General features: G+C 72.0%; 20 protein-coding genes. 9 read left to right on the forward strand and 11 right to left on the reverse strand.

The features are described 5' to 3' along the window. Positions 1–13: 13 nt before the first annotated feature. Together NKJ47_RS13510 and NKJ47_RS13515 are read right to left on the reverse strand one after the other, a co-directional pair. A complete protein-coding gene (locus NKJ47_RS13510) occupies positions 14–1,843 on the reverse strand; it encodes an ABC transporter ATP-binding protein (RefSeq protein ID WP_254458372.1) in 1,830 nt (609 codons plus the stop codon). A gap of 424 nt (positions 1,844–2,267) precedes the next feature. Then, complete coding sequence (locus NKJ47_RS13515; protein WP_254458373.1) at positions 2,268–3,884, reverse strand: serine hydrolase; 1,617 nt, start codon at positions 3,882–3,884, stop codon at positions 2,268–2,270. A 352-nt stretch (positions 3,885–4,236) separates the two neighbouring features. Here NKJ47_RS13515 and NKJ47_RS13520 point away from each other — a divergent pair, with 352 nt between their 5' ends. The 3 genes from NKJ47_RS13520 (at position 4,237) to NKJ47_RS13530 (ending at position 7,252) form a co-directional block, all read left to right on the forward strand. After that, on the forward strand, positions 4,237–5,076 hold the full coding sequence (locus tag NKJ47_RS13520) for a DUF72 domain-containing protein (protein WP_254458374.1): 840 nt from the start codon (positions 4,237–4,239) through the stop codon (positions 5,074–5,076). A 200-nt stretch (positions 5,077–5,276) separates the two neighbouring features. Then, positions 5,277–6,251, forward strand: a complete 975-nt coding sequence (locus tag NKJ47_RS13525; RefSeq protein ID WP_254458375.1) for a 2-keto-3-deoxygluconate permease — start codon at positions 5,277–5,279, stop codon at positions 6,249–6,251. A 53-nt stretch (positions 6,252–6,304) separates the two neighbouring features. Beyond that, entirely contained in the window at positions 6,305–7,252 is a 948-nt protein-coding gene (locus NKJ47_RS13530) for a DMT family transporter (protein ID WP_254458376.1), read from the forward strand. Between the two features lie 162 nt (positions 7,253–7,414). On the opposite strand, the gene NKJ47_RS13535 is transcribed toward NKJ47_RS13530, so the two are convergent. From NKJ47_RS13535 to NKJ47_RS13545, 3 genes are all read right to left on the reverse strand, one after another. After that, on the reverse strand, positions 7,415–8,482 hold the full coding sequence (locus NKJ47_RS13535; RefSeq protein WP_254458377.1) for a GGDEF domain-containing protein: 1,068 nt from the start codon (positions 8,480–8,482) through the stop codon (positions 7,415–7,417). 133 nt (positions 8,483–8,615) lie between these two features. Beyond that, entirely contained in the window at positions 8,616–9,335 is a 720-nt protein-coding gene (locus NKJ47_RS13540; RefSeq protein ID WP_254458378.1) for a pseudouridine synthase, read from the reverse strand. 145 nt (positions 9,336–9,480) lie between these two features. Further along, a complete protein-coding gene (locus NKJ47_RS13545) occupies positions 9,481–11,448 on the reverse strand; it encodes a DEAD/DEAH box helicase (protein ID WP_254458379.1) in 1,968 nt (655 codons plus the stop codon). Positions 11,449–11,713: 265 nt separating this feature from the next. Between NKJ47_RS13545 and NKJ47_RS13550 the strand changes: the two genes are divergently transcribed. Together NKJ47_RS13550 and NKJ47_RS13555 are read left to right on the forward strand one after the other, a co-directional pair. Further along, on the forward strand, positions 11,714–11,935 hold the full coding sequence (locus NKJ47_RS13550; RefSeq protein ID WP_254458380.1) for an RNA-binding S4 domain-containing protein: 222 nt from the start codon (positions 11,714–11,716) through the stop codon (positions 11,933–11,935). 64 nt (positions 11,936–11,999) lie between these two features. Beyond that, the gene (locus NKJ47_RS13555; protein WP_254458381.1) at positions 12,000–12,353 is read left to right on the forward strand and encodes a hypothetical protein; all 354 of its coding nucleotides are present in this window, start codon (positions 12,000–12,002) and stop codon (positions 12,351–12,353) included. 170 nt (positions 12,354–12,523) lie between these two features. On the opposite strand, the gene ubiM is transcribed toward NKJ47_RS13555, so the two are convergent. From ubiM to NKJ47_RS13580, 5 genes are all read right to left on the reverse strand, one after another. Continuing rightward, positions 12,524–13,711 carry a 5-demethoxyubiquinol-8 5-hydroxylase UbiM gene (ubiM, locus tag NKJ47_RS13560; protein ID WP_254458382.1) on the reverse strand — a complete coding sequence of 396 codons (1,188 nt, stop codon included), beginning with the start codon at positions 13,709–13,711 and terminating at the stop codon, positions 12,524–12,526. A gap of 99 nt (positions 13,712–13,810) precedes the next feature. Continuing rightward, positions 13,811–14,200, reverse strand: a complete 390-nt coding sequence (locus NKJ47_RS13565; protein WP_254458383.1) for an MAPEG family protein — start codon at positions 14,198–14,200, stop codon at positions 13,811–13,813. Positions 14,201–14,243: 43 nt separating this feature from the next. Next, positions 14,244–14,846 carry a DUF4019 domain-containing protein gene (locus NKJ47_RS13570; RefSeq protein WP_429002424.1) on the reverse strand — a complete coding sequence of 201 codons (603 nt, stop codon included), beginning with the start codon at positions 14,844–14,846 and terminating at the stop codon, positions 14,244–14,246. A 70-nt stretch (positions 14,847–14,916) separates the two neighbouring features. Further along, on the reverse strand, positions 14,917–15,177 hold the full coding sequence (locus tag NKJ47_RS13575) for a hypothetical protein (RefSeq protein WP_254458384.1): 261 nt from the start codon (positions 15,175–15,177) through the stop codon (positions 14,917–14,919). An 87-nt stretch (positions 15,178–15,264) separates the two neighbouring features. Then, a complete protein-coding gene (locus NKJ47_RS13580; RefSeq protein WP_429002537.1) occupies positions 15,265–16,308 on the reverse strand; it encodes a hypothetical protein in 1,044 nt (347 codons plus the stop codon). Positions 16,309–16,517: 209 nt separating this feature from the next. Between NKJ47_RS13580 and NKJ47_RS13585 the strand changes: the two genes are divergently transcribed. From NKJ47_RS13585 to NKJ47_RS13600, 4 genes are all read left to right on the forward strand, one after another. After that, the gene (locus tag NKJ47_RS13585) at positions 16,518–17,990 is read left to right on the forward strand and encodes a DNA-3-methyladenine glycosylase 2 family protein (RefSeq protein ID WP_254458385.1); all 1,473 of its coding nucleotides are present in this window, start codon (positions 16,518–16,520) and stop codon (positions 17,988–17,990) included. Beyond that, positions 17,987–18,514: a methylated-DNA--[protein]-cysteine S-methyltransferase gene (locus NKJ47_RS13590; RefSeq protein ID WP_254458386.1), complete on the forward strand. Its 528-nt coding sequence runs from the start codon at positions 17,987–17,989 to the stop codon at positions 18,512–18,514. Before NKJ47_RS13585 ends, NKJ47_RS13590 begins: the two co-directional genes overlap by 4 nt. Positions 18,515–18,624: 110 nt before the next feature. Next, complete coding sequence (locus NKJ47_RS13595) at positions 18,625–19,890, forward strand: ectonucleotide pyrophosphatase/phosphodiesterase (protein ID WP_254458387.1); 1,266 nt, start codon at positions 18,625–18,627, stop codon at positions 19,888–19,890. 64 nt (positions 19,891–19,954) lie between these two features. Continuing rightward, positions 19,955–21,388, forward strand: coding sequence for a chloride channel protein (locus tag NKJ47_RS13600; RefSeq protein ID WP_254458388.1), 1,434 nt, complete (start codon positions 19,955–19,957; stop codon positions 21,386–21,388). A 167-nt stretch (positions 21,389–21,555) separates the two neighbouring features. Here the strand turns inward: NKJ47_RS13600 and NKJ47_RS13605 are convergent, their stop codons facing one another. Next, on the reverse strand, positions 21,556–21,741 hold the full coding sequence (locus NKJ47_RS13605) for a 30S ribosomal protein THX (protein WP_254458389.1): 186 nt from the start codon (positions 21,739–21,741) through the stop codon (positions 21,556–21,558). Positions 21,742–21,760 lie beyond the last annotated feature (19 nt).

Consider the following 21,760-nt stretch of genomic DNA (forward strand, 5'->3'; position numbering starts at 1 on the left):
CCGGTTGGGCCCCCTATTCGGCCGCGACGAAACCGCCGGTCTGGCGCGCCCACAGCCGCGCGTACAGGCCGCCGCGGGCGACCAGTTCGGCATGGGTGCCGGTTTCGACGATGCCGCCGCGGTCCATCACCACCAGCCGGTCCATCCGCGCGATGGTGGAGAGCCGGTGGGCGATCGCGATCACCGTCTTGCCGGCCATCAGTTCGTCCAGGCTGTCCTGGATCGCCGCTTCCACTTCCGAATCCAGCGCCGAGGTGGCTTCGTCCAGGATCAGGATCGGCGCGTCCTTGAGCAGCACGCGGGCGATGGCGATGCGCTGGCGCTGGCCGCCGGACAGCTTGACCCCGCGCTCGCCGACCTGCGCGTCGTAGCCGCGCTGGCCCTCGCCGTCCTGCAGTTGCTCGATGAACTCGTCGGCACGTGCCTTGGCCACCGCCGCGCGCAGCTGCGCCTCGCTGGCGTCGGGACGGCCGTACAGCAGATTGTCGCGGATCGAACGGTGCAGCAGCGAGGTGTCCTGGGTGACCAGGCCGATCTGCTGGCGCAGGCTCTCCTGGGTGACGCCGGCGATGTCCTGGCCGTCGATCAGGATGCGGCCCTGCTCCAGGTCGTACAGCCGCAGCAGCACGTTGACCAGGGTCGACTTGCCGGCGCCGGAGGGCCCGACCAGGCCGATCTTCTCGCCCGCGCGCACCTGCAGGTCGAGCCCGGCGATGACCCCGCCGCGCTTGCCGTAGTGGAAGTGGATGTGCTCGAAGCGCACCTCGCCGCGCTGCACGCGCAGCGGCACCGCGTCGGCGCGGTCCTGCACCTGCGCCGGCTGCGCGATGGTCTCCATGCCGTCCTGCACCGCACCGATGTCCTCGAAGATGCCGTTGACCGTCCACATGATCCAGCCGGACATGTTGTGGATGCGGATCACCAGGCCGGTGGCCAGGGTGATCGCGCCCACGCTGATCTGGCCGCGGCTCCACAGCCACAGCGCCAGCCCGCAGGTCACCGCGATCAGGAAGCCGTTGATGATGGCGATGGCGCTGTCCATCGCCGTGGTCATGCGGGTCTGCCCGCGGTGCTTGACCGCCAGTTCGTCGATCGCCTCGCGCACGTAGGCCTGCTCGCGCCCGGCGTGCGAGAACAGCTTGAGCGTGGCGATGTTGGTGTAGCCGTCGACGATGCGGCCCATCGCCTTGGAGCGCGCGTCCGAGGCGATCCAGGCGCGCTGCTTCATCCGCGGCACGAAATAGACCATCAGCCCCACGTAGACCAGCACCCAGACCAGCAGCGGCGCCATCAGCCAGGGATCGGCCTGCGCGAACAGGTACAGCGCGCTGCCGGTATAGACGACGATGTACCAGAGCGCATCGACCATCTGCACCGCCGACTCGCGCAGCGAGGTGCCGGTCTGCATCACCCGGTTGGCGATGCGTCCGGCGAAGTCGTTCTGGAAGAACCCCAGGCTCTGCCGCACCACGTAGTTGTGCATCAGCCAGCGCGCACGGTTGCTCAGGCCGGGCACGATGGCCTGGTTCACCAGCAGGTTGTGCAGGGCCACGAACAGCGGCCGCGCCAGCAGCACGACGAACGCCATCCACAGCAGTTCGCCGGCATGGCGCTGGAAGAAGTCCGGCCCCGGCTGCTCGGCGACCATGTCGACGATGCGGCCGAGGAAGTCGAACATCGCCACTTCCACAAGTGCCAGCGCCAGACCGGCCAGCAGCGTGGCCAGCAGCAGCGGCCACAGCGGGCGCAGATAGTGCAGATAGAAGCGCACCACCCCGCGCGGCGGCATCTGCGTCTCGACCTTCGGGAAGACCTCGACCAGGGACTCGAACCAGCGGAACATCGCCACGCCACGCTTGAAAAGGGGCGTCAGGGTAGCGTATTCGGCGTCACGCTTCGTGACGCCGGGAATGGGGAGTGGGGAATGGGGAATCGCAAAAGCGGCTGCCTGTGCGCATCGTTTCCCCTTGCAGGAGCGGCTTCAGCCGCGACGCGGTAGTGCCGGGATTGGGGAGTGGGGAATGGGGAATCGCAAAAGCGGCTGCCCGTGCGCATCGCTTCCCCTTGCAGGAGCGGCTTCAGCCGCGACGCGGTAGCGCCGGGATTGGGGAGTGGGGAGTGGGGGTTCGCGACAGCGGCTTCCCATGCGCATCGCTCCTTGTGGGAGCGGCTCCAGCCGCGACGGGCTTCACCGAGGAAGCCCGGTCGCGGCTGAAGCCGCTCCTACCATTCCCTATTCCCCATTCCCTATTCCCGATTCCCAGCAGTCACTCCACCGGCGTCAGCAGCAAATCCTGGAAATCGAAGCTGAAATCGGTCAAGGGCGAGATCGCCTGCATGCGCGCCTCGCGCACCTTGCCGTCGGGCGTCAGCGCGAAATTGACGAAGGCGTCGGCGTTGAGCGAGCGGTCGCGCCAGCGCACGATGAAGGTGTCGTGCTGCCAGTGCTCCAGGGTGCCGACCAGTTGCGCGGTCTTGCTGAACTGCAGTTCCAGGTGCTTGCCCTGCTGGCGCAGCACCACGTCGCCGTACCACGGGTCGCGGTAGGTGCCGGCGTAGCCGGACAGCGGCAGCGACGGGGTGGACTTCGCATCACGCGCGGCCACGTGCTTGGCCCAGTCCTCGTCGGCGTTGGCGTCGGCCTTGGCCACGGCCTTGGCGTAGGCGGCGGTCCAGTCGGTCGCCGGCGCGCCCAGGTAGGCGTCGAGCACCCGCAGGGTGATCGCGTTGAACGCGGCGCCGACTTCCTGGTTGGTCAGCACGATCACGCCCAGCTTGCGCTCCGGCGCCAGGGTCAGCCGCGAGACCATGCCCGGCCAGCCGCCGGTGTGCCAGACCAGCTTGGCGCCACGGTAGTCGCTCAGGCTCCAGCCCTCGCCGTAGCCGGCGAAGTTCGGCTTGGCCGGCAGCAGTTCCGGCACGCTCGGCTCGGACACGGCGATCGGCGTTATCATCTGCCACATCTCCTGCTGGCGCTGCGCGCTGAACAGCTGACGTTCCTGGCCGTCGGCCGACGGCAGGCGCCCGCCGTCGAGCTGCACCTGCATCCACTTGGCCATGTCGTGCACGTTGGCGTAGATGCCGCCGGCGCCGGAATTGTTGGACCAGGTCAGCGGCGCCACCGTGCGCAGCGCGCGGAAGTCGAACTTGGCGTGGCCGACCGCGGCCTCGTCGCCCGGCTGCAGGTGGTCGCTGTTGATGCGCGCGCCGGTCATGCCCACCGGCACGAAGATGCGCTGGCGCACGAAGTCGGCGTAGCTCTGCCCGGAAACCTGCTCGATCAGCTTCTGCGCCACCGCGTACAGGATGTTGTCGTAGGCGTAGCGGTCGCGGAAGCCGCCCTTCAGCGGCACGTGCGCCAGGCGCCGCACCACTTCTTCGTTGCTGTAACTGGTGGCCGGCCAGAACAGCAGGTCGCCCGCCCCCAGGCTCAGGCCGCTGCGATGGCTGAGCAGGTCGCGCACGCGCATCTCGCGGGTGACGTAGGCGTCGGACATCTGGAACCACGGCAGGTGGTCCACCACCCGGTCCTCGAGCTTGAGCTTGCCTTCGTCGGCCAGGATCGACAGCGCCGCGGAGGTGAAGGCCTTGGTGTTGGAGGCGATGGCGAACAGGGTCTGCGCGTCCACCGGTTCCGGCTTGCCGAGTTCGCGCACGCCGTAGCCGCGCTCCAGCACCACCTTGCCGTCCTGGACGATGGCGATGGCGATGCCGGGCACATCGAACTGCTTGCGCACACGCTCCACCTGCGCGTCCAAATCCTGCAGTCCCGGCGGCAACGCGGCCGGGGCCGGCGCGGGAGCCGCGGCGGGGACAGGCGCCTGCGCCTGCACGGTGGCGCTCATCGCCAGCAACAGGCCGCAGCCCATCGAAATGTTCTTCAACTGCATCGCTCCTGAAGAAGGGAAACCAAGGCCGCACGCCGCCGCGCGCGTACCCGGCGAGTGTAGAGCCTGCCGGGCCCGTTGCGGCGGAGCCACGCTGCGTCGCGGCGCTGCCGCGCGCTGCCGGCTGCGGTCCCGGTGGGCGCCGACGCTGGCGGTCCAGCTCGCAAGACGCGGCCAGCACGACTCCGCGGCGCCCCACCCTCCGCGCGCGTGCCGGCATCGCGCACGTCGCGAACGCACCGCGGCCGCGCACCGCCCGTGGCCCCGCAAGCGCGCGATTCCCGCGACGACACCCGGCAACGCCGCGCTGCGGCACAATCGCCCCCCGCCTGCAGCCGGACACGCCCGCATGAACGACCTCTTCGACTCCGCCCCGGCCGCGCCGGACGGCATCCGCGTCGGCATCGGCGGCTGGACCTATGCGCCGTGGCGCGGCGGCGCCTTCTATCCGCAGGGCCTGGTGCAGCGCCGCGAACTGGAATACGCCAGCCGCCACGTCACCAGCATCGAGATCAACGGCACCTACTACGGCGCGCAGAAGCCGCAGACCTATGCGCGCTGGCGCGACGAGACACCGCCGGGCTTCCTGTTCTCGGCCAAGGCGCCCAAGCGCATCACCGCGCTGCGGCGACTGGCCGGCGCCGGCCCGCAGATCGAGGACTTCGTCGGCGGCATCGCCAGCCTCGGCGACCGCCTCGGCCCGCTGCTGTGGCAGTTCGAGCACGGCCATCGCCTGGACCTGGACGAGCTGGCCGCGTTCCTGGACCTGCTGCCGCGCGCGATCGACGGACGCCGGCTGCGCCACGTGCTGGAAGTGCGCGATCCGGCCTGCGTCGGCCCGGCCCTGCTGCAACTGACCCGCCGGCACGGCGTGGCCACGGTGTTCACCGATTCCCCCGAGTTCCCTTCCTTCGCCGACCTGGGCGCCGACTTCGTCTACGCGCGGCTGATGCGCAGCCGCGCCGACGTCGCCCATGGCTACCCGCCCAAGGCGCTGCAGGCCTGGGCCGCGCGCGCCCAGGCCTGGCGCCGCGGCGAAGACCTGCAGGAACTGCCGCATGCCGATGCGACGGTGGCCGCCGCCACGCCGCGCGAGGTCTTCGTCTACTTCATCAGCGCCGCCAAGGAACGCAATCCCGCCGCGGCGATGGCCCTGCTGAAGCTCCTGGGGTCCGCCGCCCAGGCGTGACGCGCTCGGCCGCACGCACGCGACGCCCGGCACAGCGCAATCGCGACGCTGAACGCAGTGGCCGCAAGACGCTGAACCGGGCATCGACCGCGCGGTGCCGGCGACACCCGGCCGTCGCCGCGCCGCGGTACAACACCGCCCGTCCGGCACCATCGCCGGTCCGCGGCCGCCGGCCGCGCCCCCACACACGGAGCCCCTCGATGCGGATCAAGCGCACGCTCGAACGTCTTCCCGGCGGCATGATGCTGGCGCCGCTGCTGCTCGGCGCCCTCTGCCACACCCTGTGGCCGCAGGCCGGCGCCTGGTTCGGCTCGTTCACCCAGGGCCTGATCGGCGGGCTGGTGCCGATCCTGGCGGTGTGGTGCTTCTGCCTGGGCGCCTCGATCCGGCTGCGCAGCGGCGGCCGCGTGCTGCGCGCCTCCGGCGTGCTGGTGCTGACCAAGATCGCGGTGGCGTGGCTGAGTGCGGTGATCGCCGCGCGCCTGCTGCCGCCGGGCGGCATCGTCTCCGGCATCTGGAGCGGCCTGTCGGTGCTGGCGCTGGTGGCGGCGATGGACATGACCAATGCCGGCCTGTTCGCCGCGCTGATGCAGCAGTACGGCCGCCACGGCGAGGCCGGCGCGATGGCGCTGATGTCGCTGGAATCCGGACCGCTGGTGACCATGCTGATCCTCGGCAGTGCCGGCGTCGCCCACTTCGAACCGCGGTTGCTGCTCGGCGCGGTGCTGCCGCTGCTGGCCGGTTTCGCGCTCGGCAACCTGGACCCGGCGCTGCGCGCGCTGTTCGCGCGCGCGGTGCCGGCGCTGATTCCGTTCTTCGCCTTCGCCCTGGGCAACACTCTGGACCTGCGCATGGTCGCCCACGCCGGCGTGGCCGGGGTCGCACTGGGCCTGCTGGTGATCGTCGCGACCGGGATCCCGCTGCTGCTGGCCGATCGCTGGCTGGCCGGCGGCAACGGCAGCGCCGGCCTGGCCGCCTCCAGCACCGCCGGCGCGGCGGTGGCCACGCCGGCACTGGTGGCGGCGGTGGCGCCGCAGTTCCAGGCCGCCGCGCCCGCCGCGACCGCACTGGTGGCGACGTCCGTGGTGGTCACGGCCCTGCTGGTGCCGCCGCTGACCGCCGCCTATGCGCGCAGGATGGCGCGGGCCGCGTCGCCATCCGCACCGCACGCCTGACCGCGCGTCCCGGCATCCGACCGCCGCGCGATGGTTTGCGCGACAATACGCGGATGCCGATGCCCCCCACCACCAAAGCCCAGCTGCAAATCCATTTCTGCGTCCTGCTGTGGGGGATCACCGCGATCCTCGGCAAGCTGATCACCCTGCCCGCGCTGCCGCTGGTGTGGTGGCGGATGCTGATGGTGGTGGCCGCGCTGGCCCTGCTGCCAAGAGTGTGGCGCGGGCTGGCGGCGCTGACGCCGAAACTGGCGCTCGGCTACGCGGTGGTCGGTGCCCTGGTCGGCCTGCACTGGCTGACCTTCTACGGCGCGATCAAGCTGGCCAACGCCTCGGTCGCGGCGACATGCATCGCACTGGCGCCGGTGTTCACCGCGGTGATCGAACCCTGGGTGGCGAAACGGCCGTTCCGGCCCAGCGAACTGGCCTTCGGCCTGGCGGTGTTGCCGGGCGTGGCCCTGGTGGTCGGCGGGGTGCCGCACGGGATGCGCGCCGGCGTGGCGGTCGGTGCGGTGTCGGCGCTGCTGGTGGCGGCGTTCGGCTCGCTCAACAAGCGCCTGGTCGACCATGCCGATCCGCTGACCGTGACCGCACTGGAACTGGGTGCCGGCACCCTGACCCTGACCGCGCTGGCGCCATTGCTGCCGTTCGTGCTGCCGGCCCTGAGCGGGCCGTTGCTGGTGCTGCCCAGCCTGCACGACACCGCGCTGCTGCTCGCGCTGGCGCTGCTGTGCACGCTGCTGCCGTTCGCCCTGGCCCTGGTCGCGCTGCGCCGGCTCAGCGCCTACGCGGTGCAACTGGTCACCAACCTGGAACCGGTCTACGCGATCGTGTTCGCGATCGTGCTGCTGGACGAGCAGCGCCAGCTCACCGGGCTGTTCTACCTCGGCGTGGCGGTGATCCTGGGCGCGGTGTTCCTGCATCCGCTGCTGACCCGCGCGCGTCCGCTCCAGCACCCGGAGCTGCTGGCGACCTGCGAAGCGAAGAACGCGGTGGAGTGAGCGCTGGCGCGCTCCCGCCGGGAGTGGGGATTCGCGATTGGGGATTCGCCTTGAGCCGCGGGGCTGCCACAGGCAAAGGCCATCGCAGGAGCGGCTTCAGCCGCGCCCCATGACGGCGGGGGATCGCGCTCGCTTGCGCAGGCGCGCGCCCTTGGCAACGACTCAGGCGGCCAGCGACACGCAATCGCGGCCGGCGCGCTTGGCCTGGTACAGGCCCTGGTCGGCGCGCTTGAGCAGTTGCTCGGCGCTCTCGCGCGGCTGCAGGGTCGCCACGCCGATGCTGGCGGTGAGCCGCACGCCGAGCTGCAGCAGGCTGACGTCGTGGCGCAGGCGCTCGCACAGGCGCACCGCCTGCGCCGCGTCCAGCCCCGTCAACAACAGCGCGAACTCCTCGCCGCCGTAGCGCGCCACCACGCTGTCCGGCGCCATCCGCGTACGCAGCATGTCGGCCAGCGCCAGCAGCACCTCGTCGCCCTTGTCGTGGCCGTGCAGGTCGTTGACGCTCTTGAAGTAGTCGGGATCCAGGATCGCCACGCTGAGCGGCGCGGCGACCAGTTGCGCCGCCTCGGCGTGGACCATCAACGCGGTGGCGAAGGCACGGCGGTTGAGCAGGCCGGTCAGCGGATCGGTGCGCGCCTGCTCCAGCAGTTCGGCGTTGAGCGATTCCAGCGAATCCTGGTACTGCAGCAACTGCTGCTCGTACCAGGCGCGCTCGCGCAGTTGCAGCGCCAGCGCATGGCTGGTGCGGCGCAGCTCGATCAGTTGCATCACCTGCCGCGACAGCGCCTGCAGCGCCTCCAGCTGCGCCGGCAGCAGGGTGCGCGGCTGATTGTCGAGCACGCACACGGTGCCGACTGGCAGGCCGTCGCGGGTCAGCAGCGGCGCGCCCGCGTAGAACCGCACCCCGCCTTCGGTGACCAGCGGATTGTGCTGGAAACGCGCATCGGCGGTGGCGTCGGCGACCACCATGACCTGTTCCGGAGTCAGAATCGTGTGCCCGCAGAACGACTCGTCGCGCGCGGTGCTCAACAGGCATACGTTGCGCTGCGCCTTGAGCCATTGGCGCTCGTCGTCGACCAGCGAGATCAGCGCCGAAGGCGTGCCGCACAGCTTGGCGGCGATGTCGACCAGATCGTCGTAGGACGCTTCCGGTTCGGTATCGAGAATCTGCAACGCATGCAGCGCCTGCAGGCGTGCGGCTTCGTTGTCGGGCTTGCGAGGCTTGATCACGGAGTACCCGGCGGAAGCGACGGTTGGCGTTGCGCAGTATCGCCCAATCCGCAGCGGACGCCAGCCCTGGCGGGCGTCTTGTCTGCGCAATCGGGCCGCGCGGCGGCGACCGGCCGCCGACACTGCGACGCGGTTACCACTCCTGGCGCTGCGGCAGCAGGCCGTGCAGCTCCTGCTCGGTGAGATTGCGCCACTGGCCCGGCTTCAGCGCGCCGAGCTTGATGTTGTCGATGCGCACGCGGCGCAGTTGGGTGACGCGGTAGTCGAACGCGGCGGCCATCAGCCGGATCTGCCGGTTGAGGCCCTGCTCCAGCACGATGCGGAAGCCGAACTTGGCGATCCGCGCGGTGCGGCACGGCAGCGTCATCTGGTCGTGCACGCGCACGCCGCGCGCCATGCCGCGCAGGAATTCGTCGGTGACCGGCTTGTTCACCGCCACCAGGTATTCCTTCTGGTGGCGGTTCTCCGCGCGCAGGATCTCGTTGACGATGTCGCCGTTGCTGGTCATCAGGATCAGCCCCTCGGACTCCTTGTCCAGGCGCCCGATCGGGAAGATGCGCTGCTCATGGCCGACGAAGTCGACGATGTTGCCCTTGACCTGGCTCTCGGTGGTGCAGGTCACCCCGACCGGCTTGTTCAGCGCGATGTAGACGTGGCGGCGGCCGCTCTTGGCCTTGGCGCGCGCGCGCAGCGGCTGCCCATCGACCTTGACTTCGTCGCCCTCGCCCACCACCGACCCGACCCCGCCGGGCATGCCGTTGACGGTGACGCGGCGCGCGGCGATCAGCCGATCGGCCTCGCGGCGCGAGCAAAAGCCGGTCTCGGCGATGTGCTTGTTGAGGCGGGTGGACATGGGCTGGGAGTGGGGAATCGGGAATGGGGAATGGCAACAGCGGGCAACTGCCGGCTGGGGCAATGGTCAGCTTCGGGAAGGAAGGCAGGGAGCGGCAGCGGGGACGCCCCCCATTCCCGATTCCCTCCTCCCTATTCCCAGCTTCTCAGCGCTTCGGCGGCCCCTTGCGCGGCGGGCGGTCGGCGGCGAAGCGGCCGGCCGGGCGCGGGCCGGCGGCGTTGGGCTTGCCGCCGGGCTTGCTGGTACGGGCGAACTTCGGCTTGAACGGCGCGCTGCCGGCATCGTCGCCCTCGAGCTTGCGCATCTGCAGTTGCTGGCCGGAGACCCAGACCTTCTTCAGGTGCGTCAGCAGCTCGCGCGGCATGTCCGCCGGCAGGTCCAGGACCGAGTGGTCGTCATGGATGTCGATGCGGCCGATGTACTTGCTTTCCAGCCCGGCTTCGTTGGCGATCGCGCCGACGATGTTGGCCGGCTTGACCCCGTGCTGGTGGCCGACCTCGATGCGGTAGGTCTCCATGCCCACTTCCGCCGCGCCGCGCGGCGCTTTCGGCGCCTTGTCGCGGCGCGGCGCCTCGAAGCTGCCGACGTCGCGGTGGTAGTCGAAATCCTCGCCACGCGCAGCCGGCGCCGGACGCGCCGGGCGCTCGCCGTCGTCGCGGCGCGGCGCACGCGCCTCGCGCTCGAACTTCGGCTCGAAACGGGGGCGCTCCGGGCGCTCGCCACGCTCGCTGCGTTCGGGCCGCTCGCGGCGCTCGAAGCGTTCGCCCTGCGGCGGACGCGGACGATCCGGGGCCAGCAGTAGCGGCGTATCGCCCTGCAGCAGGCGCGCCAGCGCCGCGGCCACTTCCACCATCGGCACGTTCTTCTCGGCCTCGAACTTCTGCAGCAGGTCGCGGTACATGTCGATGCCGCCAGCGGCGATGGTCTCGCTGATCTTCTCCATGAAGCGGCTCACGCGCTGGTCGTTGACCGCGTCCACGCTCGGCAGCTGCATTTCCTCGATCGGCTGCCGGGTGGCGCGCTCGATCGCGCGCAGCATGCCGCGCTCGCGCGGGCTGACGAACAGGATCGCCTCGCCGCTGCGCCCGGCACGGCCGGTGCGGCCGATGCGGTGCACATAGCTTTCGGTGTCGTAGGGGATGTCGTAGTTCAGCACGTGGCTGATCCGCTCCACGTCCAGGCCGCGCGCGGCCACGTCGGTGGCGACCAGGATGTCGAGCTTGCCGTCCTTGAGCTGCTGGATCACCCGCTCGCGCTGCGCCTGCTGGATGTCGCCGTTGATCGCCGCCGCGGCCAGGCCGCGCGCCTGCAGCTTCTGCGCCAGCTCATCGGTGCCGGCCTTGGTGCGGGCGAAGATGATCATCGCGTCGAACGGCTCAACCTCCAGGATCCGGGTCAGCGCGTCGAGCTTGTGCAGCCCGCTCACCGCCCAGTAGCGCTGGCGGATGTTGGCCGAGGTGGTGGTCTTGGAGGCGATGATCACCTCGGCCGGGTCGTTCAGATAGGTCTGCGCGATGCGCTTGATCGCCGACGGCATGGTCGCCGAGAACAGCGCCACCTGGCGCGAGTCCGGCAGCTTCTTCAGCACCGCCTCGACGTCGTCGATGAAGCCCATGCGCAGCATCTCGTCGGCTTCGTCGAGCACCAGCGTCTTCAGCTCGGACAGGTCCAGGGTGCCGCGGTCCAGATGGTCGATCACCCGCCCCGGGGTCCCCACCACCACGTGCACGCCGCGCTTGAGCGCCGACAGCTGCTGCACGTAGGGCTGGCCGCCGTACACCGGCAGCACCTGGAAGCCGGGGATCGCCGCAGCGTAGCGGTGGAACGCCTCGGCCACCTGGATCGCCAGTTCGCGGGTCGGCGCCAGCACCAGCGCCTGCGGCTTGCGCTGGTCGAAATCCAGCCGCGACAGGATCGGCAGCGCGAACGCGGCGGTCTTGCCGGTGCCGGTCTGCGCCTGGCCGAGCAGGTCGCGGCCGGTCAGCAACGCCGGGATGGTGGCAGCCTGGATCGGCGACGGCGACTCGTAGCCGACGTCGGCGACCGCCTTCATCACAGCAGGGGAGAGGCCGAGATCTGCGAACAGCAGCGGCGCGGGGGTATCTTGGGACATGGGAGACTCCGGGGGCGCCGCAGAGAACCGGCAGGCGCAAAGAAGCCCCTATTGTGCGCCCTGCCGGGCCGCATGTCGAAAGCAGGTGAACGACACCGTTCAGGCGTGACCCGCTCCGCACTGCCGGACGCAGGCGCTGGCGGCCGGCCGCGCGAGGCCAGGCGCAGCAGCCCGCCGCGCCCAGGACAGCGCGCGGCGCGCAACATGGCGGGCGTTTTGCCCGCGAATGACCGACAATGGGCGCCGATTTCCGAAAAGCTCCCCAATGCAGACCATCGATCTCCAGCTAGAAAGCGACTACGTGGAACTCAAGCACCTGTTGAAACTGACCGGCCTGTGCGACAGCGGCGGCGCGGCCAAGGCCGTGATCAGCGAAGGCCAGGTGCGCGTGGACGGCGAGGTCGAACTGCGCAAGGCCTGCAAGGTCCGCGCGGGCCAGGTGGTGCAGCTGGGCGAGGTGCAGGTGCAGGTGCTCGGCAAGGTATGACCGCCGGCGCAGCCGCCCCGCCACGCGCCGGCCAGCTGCGCTGCACGCCGCGGATTGCCGGGCGATGCTGATCGCGCTCGGCATCCGCAACATCGCGCCGTCCGCGCAGGATCCGCACCACGACGTGTACACGGCGCACCTCGATCCCGACGCGGCGCGGCCGTTCTGCCTGGGCCAGTCCATCGGCGGCGGACATGCCGAGCGCGGCGGCGCCATCCACCTGGCGCTGGACGAACTGGAGGCCTGGCCCGGCGACTGGCGCCAGCACCTGCGCCATGCCGGCTGCGCATGGGCCACCGCCCCGATCGACGCGGCGCAGCGCTCCGGCGACCTGCAAAGCGCCCTCGCCCAGTGCGTCGCCGGTGCGGCAACGGCTGCATGCGACCTGAGGTTGCTGGGCCCAGGCTGCACGTTGTAGTTGTGCGTAGGAGCGGCTTCAGCCGCGACAGGCGTTCCCGTTGAAGCCCGTCGCGGCTGAAGCCGCTCCTACAGAAACGCGCACAACGGGCTCGGCCCTGGCGACAACCGCCCCGCCGCACGCCGCATCGCATGCGCCGACGCGTTCCTCCTCTCGCCGCGCGCCTGTCTTCAGCGCGCCACCGCCGCCACCCGCTGGGTCAGGTGCGCCGCGATCGCCCGCTTGAACGGCGCGACCCGGTCGGCCACGCGCAGCGCCGCGCCGCGCAGGGCCCGCGCCGGCAGGCGGTCGTCGGTGTACAGCGCGGCGATCGCATTGGTCGCCTCGTAGAGCGGCCGCGTGGCCAGGCGGTGCCCGCGCTGGTAGCCGGCCAGCAAGGCCGGCGCGGCGATGTCGCCGCCGCGCGCGACCGCGTCGTGCAGCGCGCGCGCCAGCCGCGCCTGGCTCTGCAGGCCGAAGTTGAACCCATGCGCGGTCACCGGATGCATGCCGACCGCGGCGTCGCCGATCAACGCATAGCGCTCGGCGACGAAGCGCTGCGCGTACACCGCCACCAGCGGATACGCCTGCGGCCGCAGCAGCGGCGTCATCGCGCCCAGGCGATGCTCGAAGCAGGCGCCGATCTCCGCCCCCAGCGCCGCCTCGTCCATCTCCAGCAGCGCCTGCGCGCGCTCCGGCGGCAGGGTCAGCACCGCCGAGGCCTCGTTGCCCTGCAGCGGCAGCAGGGCCATGGTCCGGCCGTAACCGAACCACTCCCAGGCGGTCTGATGGTGCGGACGTGCGTGGCGCACCCGGCACACCACCATGGTGCGGCCGAAATCGCGCAGCTGCGCACCGATCCCGCTCATGCGCCGGGTGCTGGAGAAGCGGCTGTCGGCCGCCACCACCAGGCGCGCCGTCACGCTGCGCCCGTCGGAGAGCTGCAGTTGCGCCTGGCGCGCGTCGCGGCGCAGCGCCTGCACCGAGACGCCGTCGAGCAGGCGCAGGCCGGGCTGGTCCTGCACCGCGGCGAACGCGGCGCGGCGGATCAGGTGATTGGGCACCAGCCAGCCGAGATCGCCGCGGCCGCCCTCGCCTGCCGCGAAGGTCAGCGCGAACGGCGAGGAGCCGTTCATCACCCGCGCATCGCGCAGCGGCGCGATCGCCTGCGGGTCGATCCGCGCCCACAGGTCCAGCCGCTCCAGCAGCGCGCGCGAGGCATGGGTCAGGGCGATCTCGCGGCCGTCGAAGGCGGCCTCGGCCAACGCCGCGCGCGGCTGCGGCTCGATCAGCGCCAGCGACAGGCCGCTGCCGGCCAATGAGCGGGCGAAGCACAGGCCGGCAGGGCCGGCCCCGACGATGGCGATATCCACTTGCATGCGGCGACTCCGTGATCGGACCCGCCCAGGATACGACCAGCGCGCACCGCGGCCTTGATCTGGATCAGCGCCGCGACGATCGGTCGCAGCCGGCGGCGCTCAGAACAACGCCCACACCAGTTGCAGGATCGCCCACAGCGATACCACCCACACCAGGCTGCGCACGTACGGCACGCCCGCCGCGTACAGCGGCACGTAGGCGACCCGCGCCCAGAAGTAGATCTGCGCCGACAGCGCGGTGTGCGCATCGCCCTTGCCCAGCGCCGCCACCGCCACCGCCGCGGCGGCGAAGAACGGGAAGGTCTCCAGGAAGTTGCGCAGCGCGCGGTCCAGGCGCCCGGCCACGCCGGCCGGCGGCGGCTGCGGCGCATCGCGCGCGCCGGCGTTCCACTTCAAGCCGCGCTGCGCGGTGACGAAGGCGGAAGCGAGCAGCAATTGCGCGATCCCGAGCAGGATCGCCCAGGCCAGCATGCGGATTTCGATGGGCATCGGAGTTTCGCCGGGAAAGGGAGGACGGCGCGCAGCATGCCGCTCAATCGGGCATGGCGACGTGATAGCCGACCAGGCGCCAGGTCTTGTCCTCGTCCAGCCGCAACGACACCAGCTCGCGCACCGGCTGCGGCGCGTTGGCGAAGCGGCTGGGGAAGCTGATGTTGACGTAGGTGCCCGGCGGCACCTGCGAGCCGGCGGCGTACTGCACCCGCGCCACGCTGGCGACGCCGCGGCCGAGCAGCGCGCCCAGCCGCGCCCGCGCGGCGTCGACTTCGCGCACGAACACCGCGCGCGTCACCGCCTTCTTCGCCACCGCCGAGGCGCCGTCCCACAGTTCGCCGGTGCGCCCGGCATCGACCAGTTGCGCGGCGCGCAGCCCGGCCTGGGCCATCTGCGCATCCTGCTTGGCCAGCGGCCCGGGCGCGGGCGCGGCGGCGCCGGCATGGCGCGGTGCCGGTTTCGGCACGGCCGCGGGCGCGGCAGGCGGCGTGGCGGACGAGGTGGCAGGCGGCGCGGACGCGGCGGCAGGCGGCGCAGGCGCAGGCGCAGTGGACGGCGCCGGTGCGGCGGTCTGCGCAGAAGCGGCGCCGGCAATCAGCGCCAACAGGACGACGGGCAGGCGAAACGGGACGGACGTGGACAAGGACATCGCTCGGCAGCGGCGGTGGCGAGGCCGCAGTCTACGCCGTCGTCGCGGGCCAGCGCAGCGGCGCCTACGGCGCTTCCTCGCCAGGGACCGCCGCGGCCGGGGCGGCGTAGCGCTGGCGGTGCCAGGCGCGCCAACTGACCCACAGCGCCCAGGCGGTGGCCGCGAGCAGGCCGAACAGGCTCAGCAGCGAACCGGTCCGCGCCAGCCAGGGCGCATGCAGGCCGTTGGCGACGTGCAACAGCACTTCGGCGAGCACGAAGCCGCCCAGCGCCAGCAGCGCCGGGGGCAGATACAGCCGCAGCATCAAGCGGGTTCCGGCGGCCATGCGCATGCTCCGGGGAGGGTTGCCGCGGACGCTAGCGCCGCCTGGATGCCGGCCACGTGAACGGGTGCGGCAGGCCCCGGTTTCCGTTCAGGCGCCGGGCGAGGCCAGCGGCAGGGTCGCCACGTCGATCTCCGACAGCGGGCTTTCCATCGGGCAGGCCTGGTCCGGGAACCCGAAGCGCTGCTTGAGCGCCTGGCCGCAGGCGGTCAGGCTCTCCAGGTCCATGTCCTTCCTGGTCTTGCACTCCTGGTCGAAGGCGACCAGGAACGCATCCTTGCGCCGCACGAAGTCGTCGCCGCACTTGCGCAACTGCTTGATCCGCTCCAGGTCGTCCTGCACCGCGTTGGTGCCGTCCAGGCCGTACTGCTTGAGTTCGTCGCTGCTGAGCAGGCGCAGGCTGCGGTTGGGCACGGTCATCATCAGGTCGGCCACCGCCACCGCCACGCCGTTGCGCTCCAGGTAGTCCTTGACGTTGCCATAGACCTCCTGCAGCTCGCGGTTGAGTTCGGCGCGCGAGGTCGCGGTGGAACTGATCCGCATCATCCGGTGGATGCCGACCTTGCCGGAGATCAGCCGGTTGTCGCCGGCGGCCAGCACGAACACGCAGGCGCTGTGGCAGACCGAGCCTTCGCGCACCCACACGGTCCAGCCGGATTCGCCGATCGCGTCGCCGGCGCGGATCGCCGCCTCGACCTGGCCGCCGCTGGAATCCAGGTCGAGCACGCGCCTGCCGATGCCGGTCTGCCGGGCCACCTCGGCCAGACGCCGCACCAGCTCGGCGAAGCCGGCGTTGATCTTGCCGACATAGCGCACCCGCATCAGCCCGCGCTCGCGGCACGGCGCCAGCGCCGCTTCCACGGCAGGCCGATCGAGCCCGGCCAGCGGCTGGCCGTCGCCGGCCTCGGCGGCATAGTCGGTGTCGCAGCTGATGAAGGCCTCGCCGTTCTCCAGGGTAGCCTCGTCCCAGGCCTGCGGATCGCGCTTGGGCGCGGCCGCAGGCGGCAGCGGCGCCGGCGGCGCGCCGATCGAGACCATGTGTTCGCCGTCGGCGGATGGGCTGTCGGCAACGGTCCGCGGCGCCGACGTCGGCTGCTGCCCGCACGCCATCAGGCCCAGGCAACACAGCGACAACCAGCAGAGTCTGAACGGAGCGGCCAAGCAGGGATCCAAGGCGAACACGAAAAAGGCGGGCGCCAGGCGCCTGTGGACCTAGTCTAGTGTGGCGGGGCGGAGCCGCCCCAACTGCGCCTAAACCGCGGGCACCACGGCCACGCGACAGCGCCGGCATTGCTGTCCGAAAACGGCCAGTCCGCCGCACCTGGGCCGACTAGACTGGCGCCATGCCTGCCCTCGCCGCCACCGACCACGCCCTCTACGACCGCGCCCGCCAGTCGCGCGATGCGCGCTTCGACGGCGTGTTCTTCACCGCGGTGCGCAGCACCGGCATCTATTGCCGGCCGGTATGCCCGGCGCCGCCGCCCAAGCGCAGCAACGTGCGCTACTACCCGAGCGCGGCCGCGGCCGCTGCGGCCGGCTACCGGCCGTGCCTGCGCTGCCGCCCCGAGCTGTCGCCGGAGGCGCAGCAACACCTGGGCGAAGAGGTGGTGCGGCGCGCGCTGGCGCTGATCGCCGAGGGCGCGCTGCAGGACGCCAGCGTCGCCGCGCTGGCCGCCGAACTGGGCATCAGCGCGCGCCAGTTGCAGCGCCTGTTCGTCGCCCAGCTTGGCGCCACGCCGGCGGCGGTGCACGCCACCCGGCGCCTGTTGCTGGCCAAGCAGTTGCTCACCGAGACCGCGTTGCCGATCACCCAGGTGGCGTTGGCCGCCGGCTTCAACAGCCTGCGCCGCTTCAACGCCGCCTTCCTCGACGGCTGCGGCATGCCGCCCTCGGCGATCCGCAAGCAGCGCGCCGACAGTCCCGGCGGCGACCTGGTGTTGCGCCTGGGCTACCGGCCGCCGCTGGACTTCCCGGCGATGCTGGCGTTCCTGCGCAAGCGCGCGATTCCCGGCATCGAACGCATCGGCGAGGCCAGCTACGAACGCGTGCTCGGCCCTTGCGAGGCCTCCACCCGCATCCGCGTCGAGGCCGACCCGCAGCGCCACGAACTGCGCCTGCACATCGCCGCGGCCGATCCGCGCGCCATCCCCGACATCGTGCGCCGGGTGCGCCGCGTGTTCGACCTGGACGCCGACCTGCGCGCGGTGCACGCCACGCTCGGCGACGATCCGCTGCTGGCGCGGTCCATCGCGCGGCGCCCCGGGCTGCGCGTGCCGGGCGGCTGGGACGGGTTCGAAGTGGCGGTGCGCGCGGTGCTCGGCCAGCAGGTCAGCGTGGCCGGCGCGGCGACCCTGGCCGCGCGCCTGGTCGATCGCCATGGCGCCGCGCGGCCCGGCCAGCCGCCGGGGCTGGACCGCGCCTTTCCGACCCCGCAGGCGCTGCGCGCCGCGCCACTGGAAGCGATCGGCCTGCCGCGCTCGCGCGCCGCGACGATCCGCGCGCTGGCGCAGGCGGTGCTGGACGGCCGCCTGTCGTTCCGCGCCGGCCAGCGCCTGGACGACTTCGTCGCCCACGCCATCACGCTGCCCGGGATCGGCGCCTGGACCGCGCAGTACATCGCCCTGCGCGCGCTCGGCCAGCCCGACGCCTTCCCCGCCGGCGACCTGGTGCTGCAACGCAGGCTCGGCGCGGACGGCGCGCGCCTGAGCGAACGCGCCACCGAGGCACGCGCGCAGGCCTGGCGCCCCTGGCGCGCCTACGCGGTGCTGCACCTGTGGCACCTGGCCAACGATCCTCCCGAGGAGACCCGCGCATGACCGCGTCCCCGCTGTACTACGACCGCTTCGCCACCCCGATCGGCGTCCTGACCGTGGCCGTCGGCGCCGACGGCGTGCGCCACATCCTGTTCCCGGAGAACCGCTACGACGCCCGCGGCCGCGCCGACTGGATCCACGATCCGGTCCCGGTGCGCGCCGCGCGCGAGCAGTTGCTGGCCTACTTCGCCGGCGAGCGCGAGCACTTCGACCTGCCGCTGGCGCCGCACGGCACCGACTTCCAGCGCCGGGTGTGGCTGGCGCTGGCCGAGATCCCGTTCGGCGCGACCTGGAGCTACGCGCAACTGGCGCAGCACCTCGGCCAGCCGCGTGCGGTGCGCGCGGTCGGCGCCGCCAACGGCCGCAACCCGCTGCCGATCGTGCTGCCCTGCCATCGGGTGATCGGCGCCAACGGCGCACTCACCGGCTTCGGCGGCGGCCTGCCGACCAAGGCCGCGCTGCTGGCGCTGGAGCGGCGCGAGGGCGGCGGCGCGGCCGCTGGCACGACGGCCGCGCTGTTCGGCTGAGCGCCACGCCATGCGGCGGCCCCGCGGCGGCGGCGCGCAGCCCGCGCGCCGATGGGCGCGGCGGCGGCCCGTGTCTTCGCCACGTCACCGCGGCCCCGTATCATGCCGCGATGATGTCCTCCGCCCTGCGCTCCACGCTCGTCTGCGCCACCCTGCTGCTCGGTGCCTGCGCCTCCGCCCCCTCCCCGGCTCCGCACGCGGCCGCTACGGCCAGCGCCGCCGCGCCGGCGGCATCCCCCACGCCGGTGCTGCTGATTTCGATCGACGGCCTGCGCGCGGACATGCTCGATCGCGGCATCACCCCGAACCTGAGCCGCATGATCCACGACGGCGTGCGTGCGCAGTGGATGACGCCCTCCTACCCGTCGCTGACCTTCCCCAACCACTACACCATCGCCACCGGCCTGCGCCCGGACCATCACGGCATCGTCCACAACAGCATGCAGGACCCGCTGCTGGGTACGTTCCAGATCAGCGATCGCGCCGCGGTCGGCGACGGCCGCTGGTGGGGCGGCGAACCGATCTGGGTGAGTGCCGAGAAGGCCGGCCTGCACGCGGCGACCTGGGCCTGGCCGGGCAGCGAGGCGGCCATCCAGGGCGTGCGCCCCAGCCGCCAACAGGCCTTCGATGCGGATATGCCGCCGAACGCGCGGGTCGACCAGGTGCTGGGCTGGCTCGACGACGCCAGTGCGCCGCGCCCGCAGCTGCTGACGCTGTACTTCGAACAGGTGGACGAAGCCGGCCACGGCCACGGCCCGCAGTCGCCGCAGTACGCGCAGGCCATCGCCAGGATCGATGCCGCGATCGGGCATCTGCTCGACGGCCTGGCCCAGCGCGGCGAACTGGACCGGATCAACCTGGTGCTGGTGTCCGACCACGGCATGGCCGCGGTGCCGCCCAAGCAGGTGCTGGCGGTGGAGGACATGGTGTCGCCGGAGCAGGCCACGGTGATCAGCTACGGGCAGTCGGTCGGCATCGCCCCGCGTCCGGGCCAGGAGGCCGCGGCCGAGGCGCGGCTGCTCGGTGCGCATCCGCAATACGACTGCTGGCGCAAGGGCGAGCTGCCGGCGCGCTGGCATTACGGCAGCAACCCGCGTATCCCGCCGATCGTGTGCCAGATGCACGAGGGCTGGGATGCGCTGCCGCGGGCGCGCATCGCCGGGAAGCCGCGCAGCCTGCGCGGTTCGCACGGCTACGACCCGGCGCTGCCGTCGATGCGCGCGGTGTTCGTCGCCCGCGGCCCGGCGTTCCGCCGCGGCGTCACCCTGGCGCCGATCGACAACGTCGACGTGTATCCGCTGCTGACCCGCCTGCTCGGCATCCCCGCCGCGCCCAACGACGGCGACCCGCAGGCGCTGCTGCCGGCGCTGCGCTGAGCGCCACGGCAACGGCGGCGGCGCACCGACGCCCGACCACGGCAACGCATGCGACAATTGCCGCATGCACTCGCCCGATTCCGCGCAACCGCCCCGCCTTCGCCAGCGTCTGCGCCCGCTGATCTCGCAGGAGAGCTGGAAGCAGCGCGCCGTCCTGTGGGGCGGCGCGGTGGCGGTGGCGCTGGTGTCCATCGTCTTCGCCAAGGCCAGCGACGCCGCCTTCCACATGTTCCAGCGCATCACCGCGCATTCGCCGTGGTGGGCGCTGCTGCTGACCCCGGGCGTGTTCGCCCTGCTCGCCTGGCTGACCAACGGCGCGCTGCGTCCGACCCGCGGCAGCGGCATTCCGCAGGTGATCGCCGCGCTGGACCGTACCGACGACGGTTTCCGCCAGTCCAACCTGTCGCTGCGCGTGTCCGCCGGCAAGCTGATGTTGACCACCATGGCCCTGTTCGGCGGCGCCTCGATCGGCCGCGAGGGCCCGACCGTGCACGTCGGCGCCAGCCTGATGTACGTGCTCGGGCGCTGGTTCGGCTTCCGCGATGCGCGTCAGGCCAGCCATTTCCTGTTGGCCGGCGGCGCCGCCGGTATCGCCGCCGCGTTCAACACGCCGCTGGCCGGGGTGGTGTTCGCCATCGAGGAGCTGAGCGGGCGCTTCGAGCATCACTTTTCCGGCACCCTGCTGACCGCGGTGATCGTCGGGGGCGTGATCTCGCTGGGCCTGCTCGGCGACTACACCTACTTCGGCCGGGTCGCCACCGCCGGCCTGCCGCTGGGCAAGGCGTGGCTGGCGATCCTGCTGTGCGGCGTGGTCGCCGGCCTGCTCGGCGGCGCCTTCTCCCGCATGGTGCTGCTCACCGTCGCCGGCAAGCCGCGCTGGCTGGGCGAGCTGCGCCGGCGGCAGCCGGTGCTGCTGGCCGCGCTGTGCGGCCTGGCGCTGGTGCTGCTGGGCCTGATCTTCGGCGCCGGCGCGTTCGGCACCGGCTACGAACAGGCGCGCAGCCTGGTGCAGGGGCACGCCAGCGTCGGCCACGAATTCGGCCTGATGAAGCTGCTGGCGAACCTGGTGTCCTACGTGGCCGGCATTCCCGGCGGCCTGTTCTCGCCGGCCCTGGCGGTCGGCGCCGGGCTCGGCCACAACCTGGCGGTGCTGATGCCAGGCGTGGACCCGCGCATCTTCGTGCTGCTGGGCATGTGCGCCTATCTCACCGGGGTGACCCAGGCGCCGCTGACCTCGGCGGTGATCTCGCTGGAACTCACCGACAGCAGCGACATGCTGTTGCCGATCCTGGCGACGGTGCTGATCGCCCGCGGCGCCTCGGCCCTGGTCTGCCGCACGCCGATCTATCGCGGCCTGGCCGAGCTGTTGCTGGTGGCACCGCCGCCGGCGCCCGCTCCGCCCGCCGAGGAGGACGCGCCGACCTCGCTGGTCGCCGACCTGGCCGGCAGCGGCCACGACGACCACGACGACGGCCCCGCCGCGCCACGCCCGCACTGAGCGGCCGTGCGGCCCGGATTACTGGCGCGATCGGGAAGCCCGTTCCGCTTCACCCGCTGCCGCCGCAAAGCCGTTCACCGGTGCCTCGCGGCGACCGCCAGCCATACACGCAGGCATAAAAAAACGCGGCGCAAGCGCCGCGTTCTTCGTCGCAACCGGTGGCTGGCTCAGCCGGCCTTGGCGACCGTCTTCTTGGCCACGGCCTTCTTGGCCGCCGGCGCCTTGACCACCGACTTCTTCGCGACCGACGCGGTAGCGCCCACGGCCACCTTGCTCACGCTGTGCGAGCGCGCATTGCCGTAGCTGGCGTTGTAGCGCTTGCCCTTGGCGGTCTTGCGGTCACCCTTACCCATGCTCATCGACTCCTGAATG

It is taken from the genome of Xanthomonas sacchari (assembly GCF_024266585.1).
GTDB classification, from domain to species: Bacteria; Pseudomonadota; Gammaproteobacteria; order Xanthomonadales; family Xanthomonadaceae; genus Xanthomonas_A; species Xanthomonas_A sacchari_C.

Coding starts and splice junctions, on each gene's coding strand:
- NKJ47_RS13600 (WP_254458388.1), top strand. CDS start 19,955: ATGCACTCGCCCGATTCCGCGCAACCGCCCCGCCTTCGCCAGCGTCTG.
- NKJ47_RS13510 (WP_254458372.1), bottom strand. CDS start 1,843: ATGTTCCGCTGGTTCGAGTCCCTGGTCGAGGTCTTCCCGAAGGTCGAG.
- NKJ47_RS13565 (WP_254458383.1), bottom strand. CDS start 14,200: ATGCCCATCGAAATCCGCATGCTGGCCTGGGCGATCCTGCTCGGGATC.
- NKJ47_RS13595 (WP_254458387.1), top strand. CDS start 18,625: ATGATGTCCTCCGCCCTGCGCTCCACGCTCGTCTGCGCCACCCTGCTG.
- NKJ47_RS13590 (WP_254458386.1), top strand. CDS start 17,987: ATGACCGCGTCCCCGCTGTACTACGACCGCTTCGCCACCCCGATCGGC.
- NKJ47_RS13550 (WP_254458380.1), top strand. CDS start 11,714: ATGCAGACCATCGATCTCCAGCTAGAAAGCGACTACGTGGAACTCAAG.
- NKJ47_RS13605 (WP_254458389.1), bottom strand. CDS start 21,741: ATGGGTAAGGGTGACCGCAAGACCGCCAAGGGCAAGCGCTACAACGCC.
- NKJ47_RS13585 (WP_254458385.1), top strand. CDS start 16,518: ATGCCTGCCCTCGCCGCCACCGACCACGCCCTCTACGACCGCGCCCGC.
- NKJ47_RS13525 (WP_254458375.1), top strand. CDS start 5,277: ATGCGGATCAAGCGCACGCTCGAACGTCTTCCCGGCGGCATGATGCTG.
- NKJ47_RS13575 (WP_254458384.1), bottom strand. CDS start 15,177: ATGGCCGCCGGAACCCGCTTGATGCTGCGGCTGTATCTGCCCCCGGCG.
- NKJ47_RS13555 (WP_254458381.1), top strand. CDS start 12,000: ATGCTGATCGCGCTCGGCATCCGCAACATCGCGCCGTCCGCGCAGGAT.
- NKJ47_RS13540 (WP_254458378.1), bottom strand. CDS start 9,335: ATGTCCACCCGCCTCAACAAGCACATCGCCGAGACCGGCTTTTGCTCG.
- NKJ47_RS13520 (WP_254458374.1), top strand. CDS start 4,237: ATGAACGACCTCTTCGACTCCGCCCCGGCCGCGCCGGACGGCATCCGC.
- ubiM (WP_254458382.1), bottom strand. CDS start 13,711: ATGCAAGTGGATATCGCCATCGTCGGGGCCGGCCCTGCCGGCCTGTGC.
- NKJ47_RS13530 (WP_254458376.1), top strand. CDS start 6,305: ATGCCGATGCCCCCCACCACCAAAGCCCAGCTGCAAATCCATTTCTGC.
- NKJ47_RS13545 (WP_254458379.1), bottom strand. CDS start 11,448: ATGTCCCAAGATACCCCCGCGCCGCTGCTGTTCGCAGATCTCGGCCTC.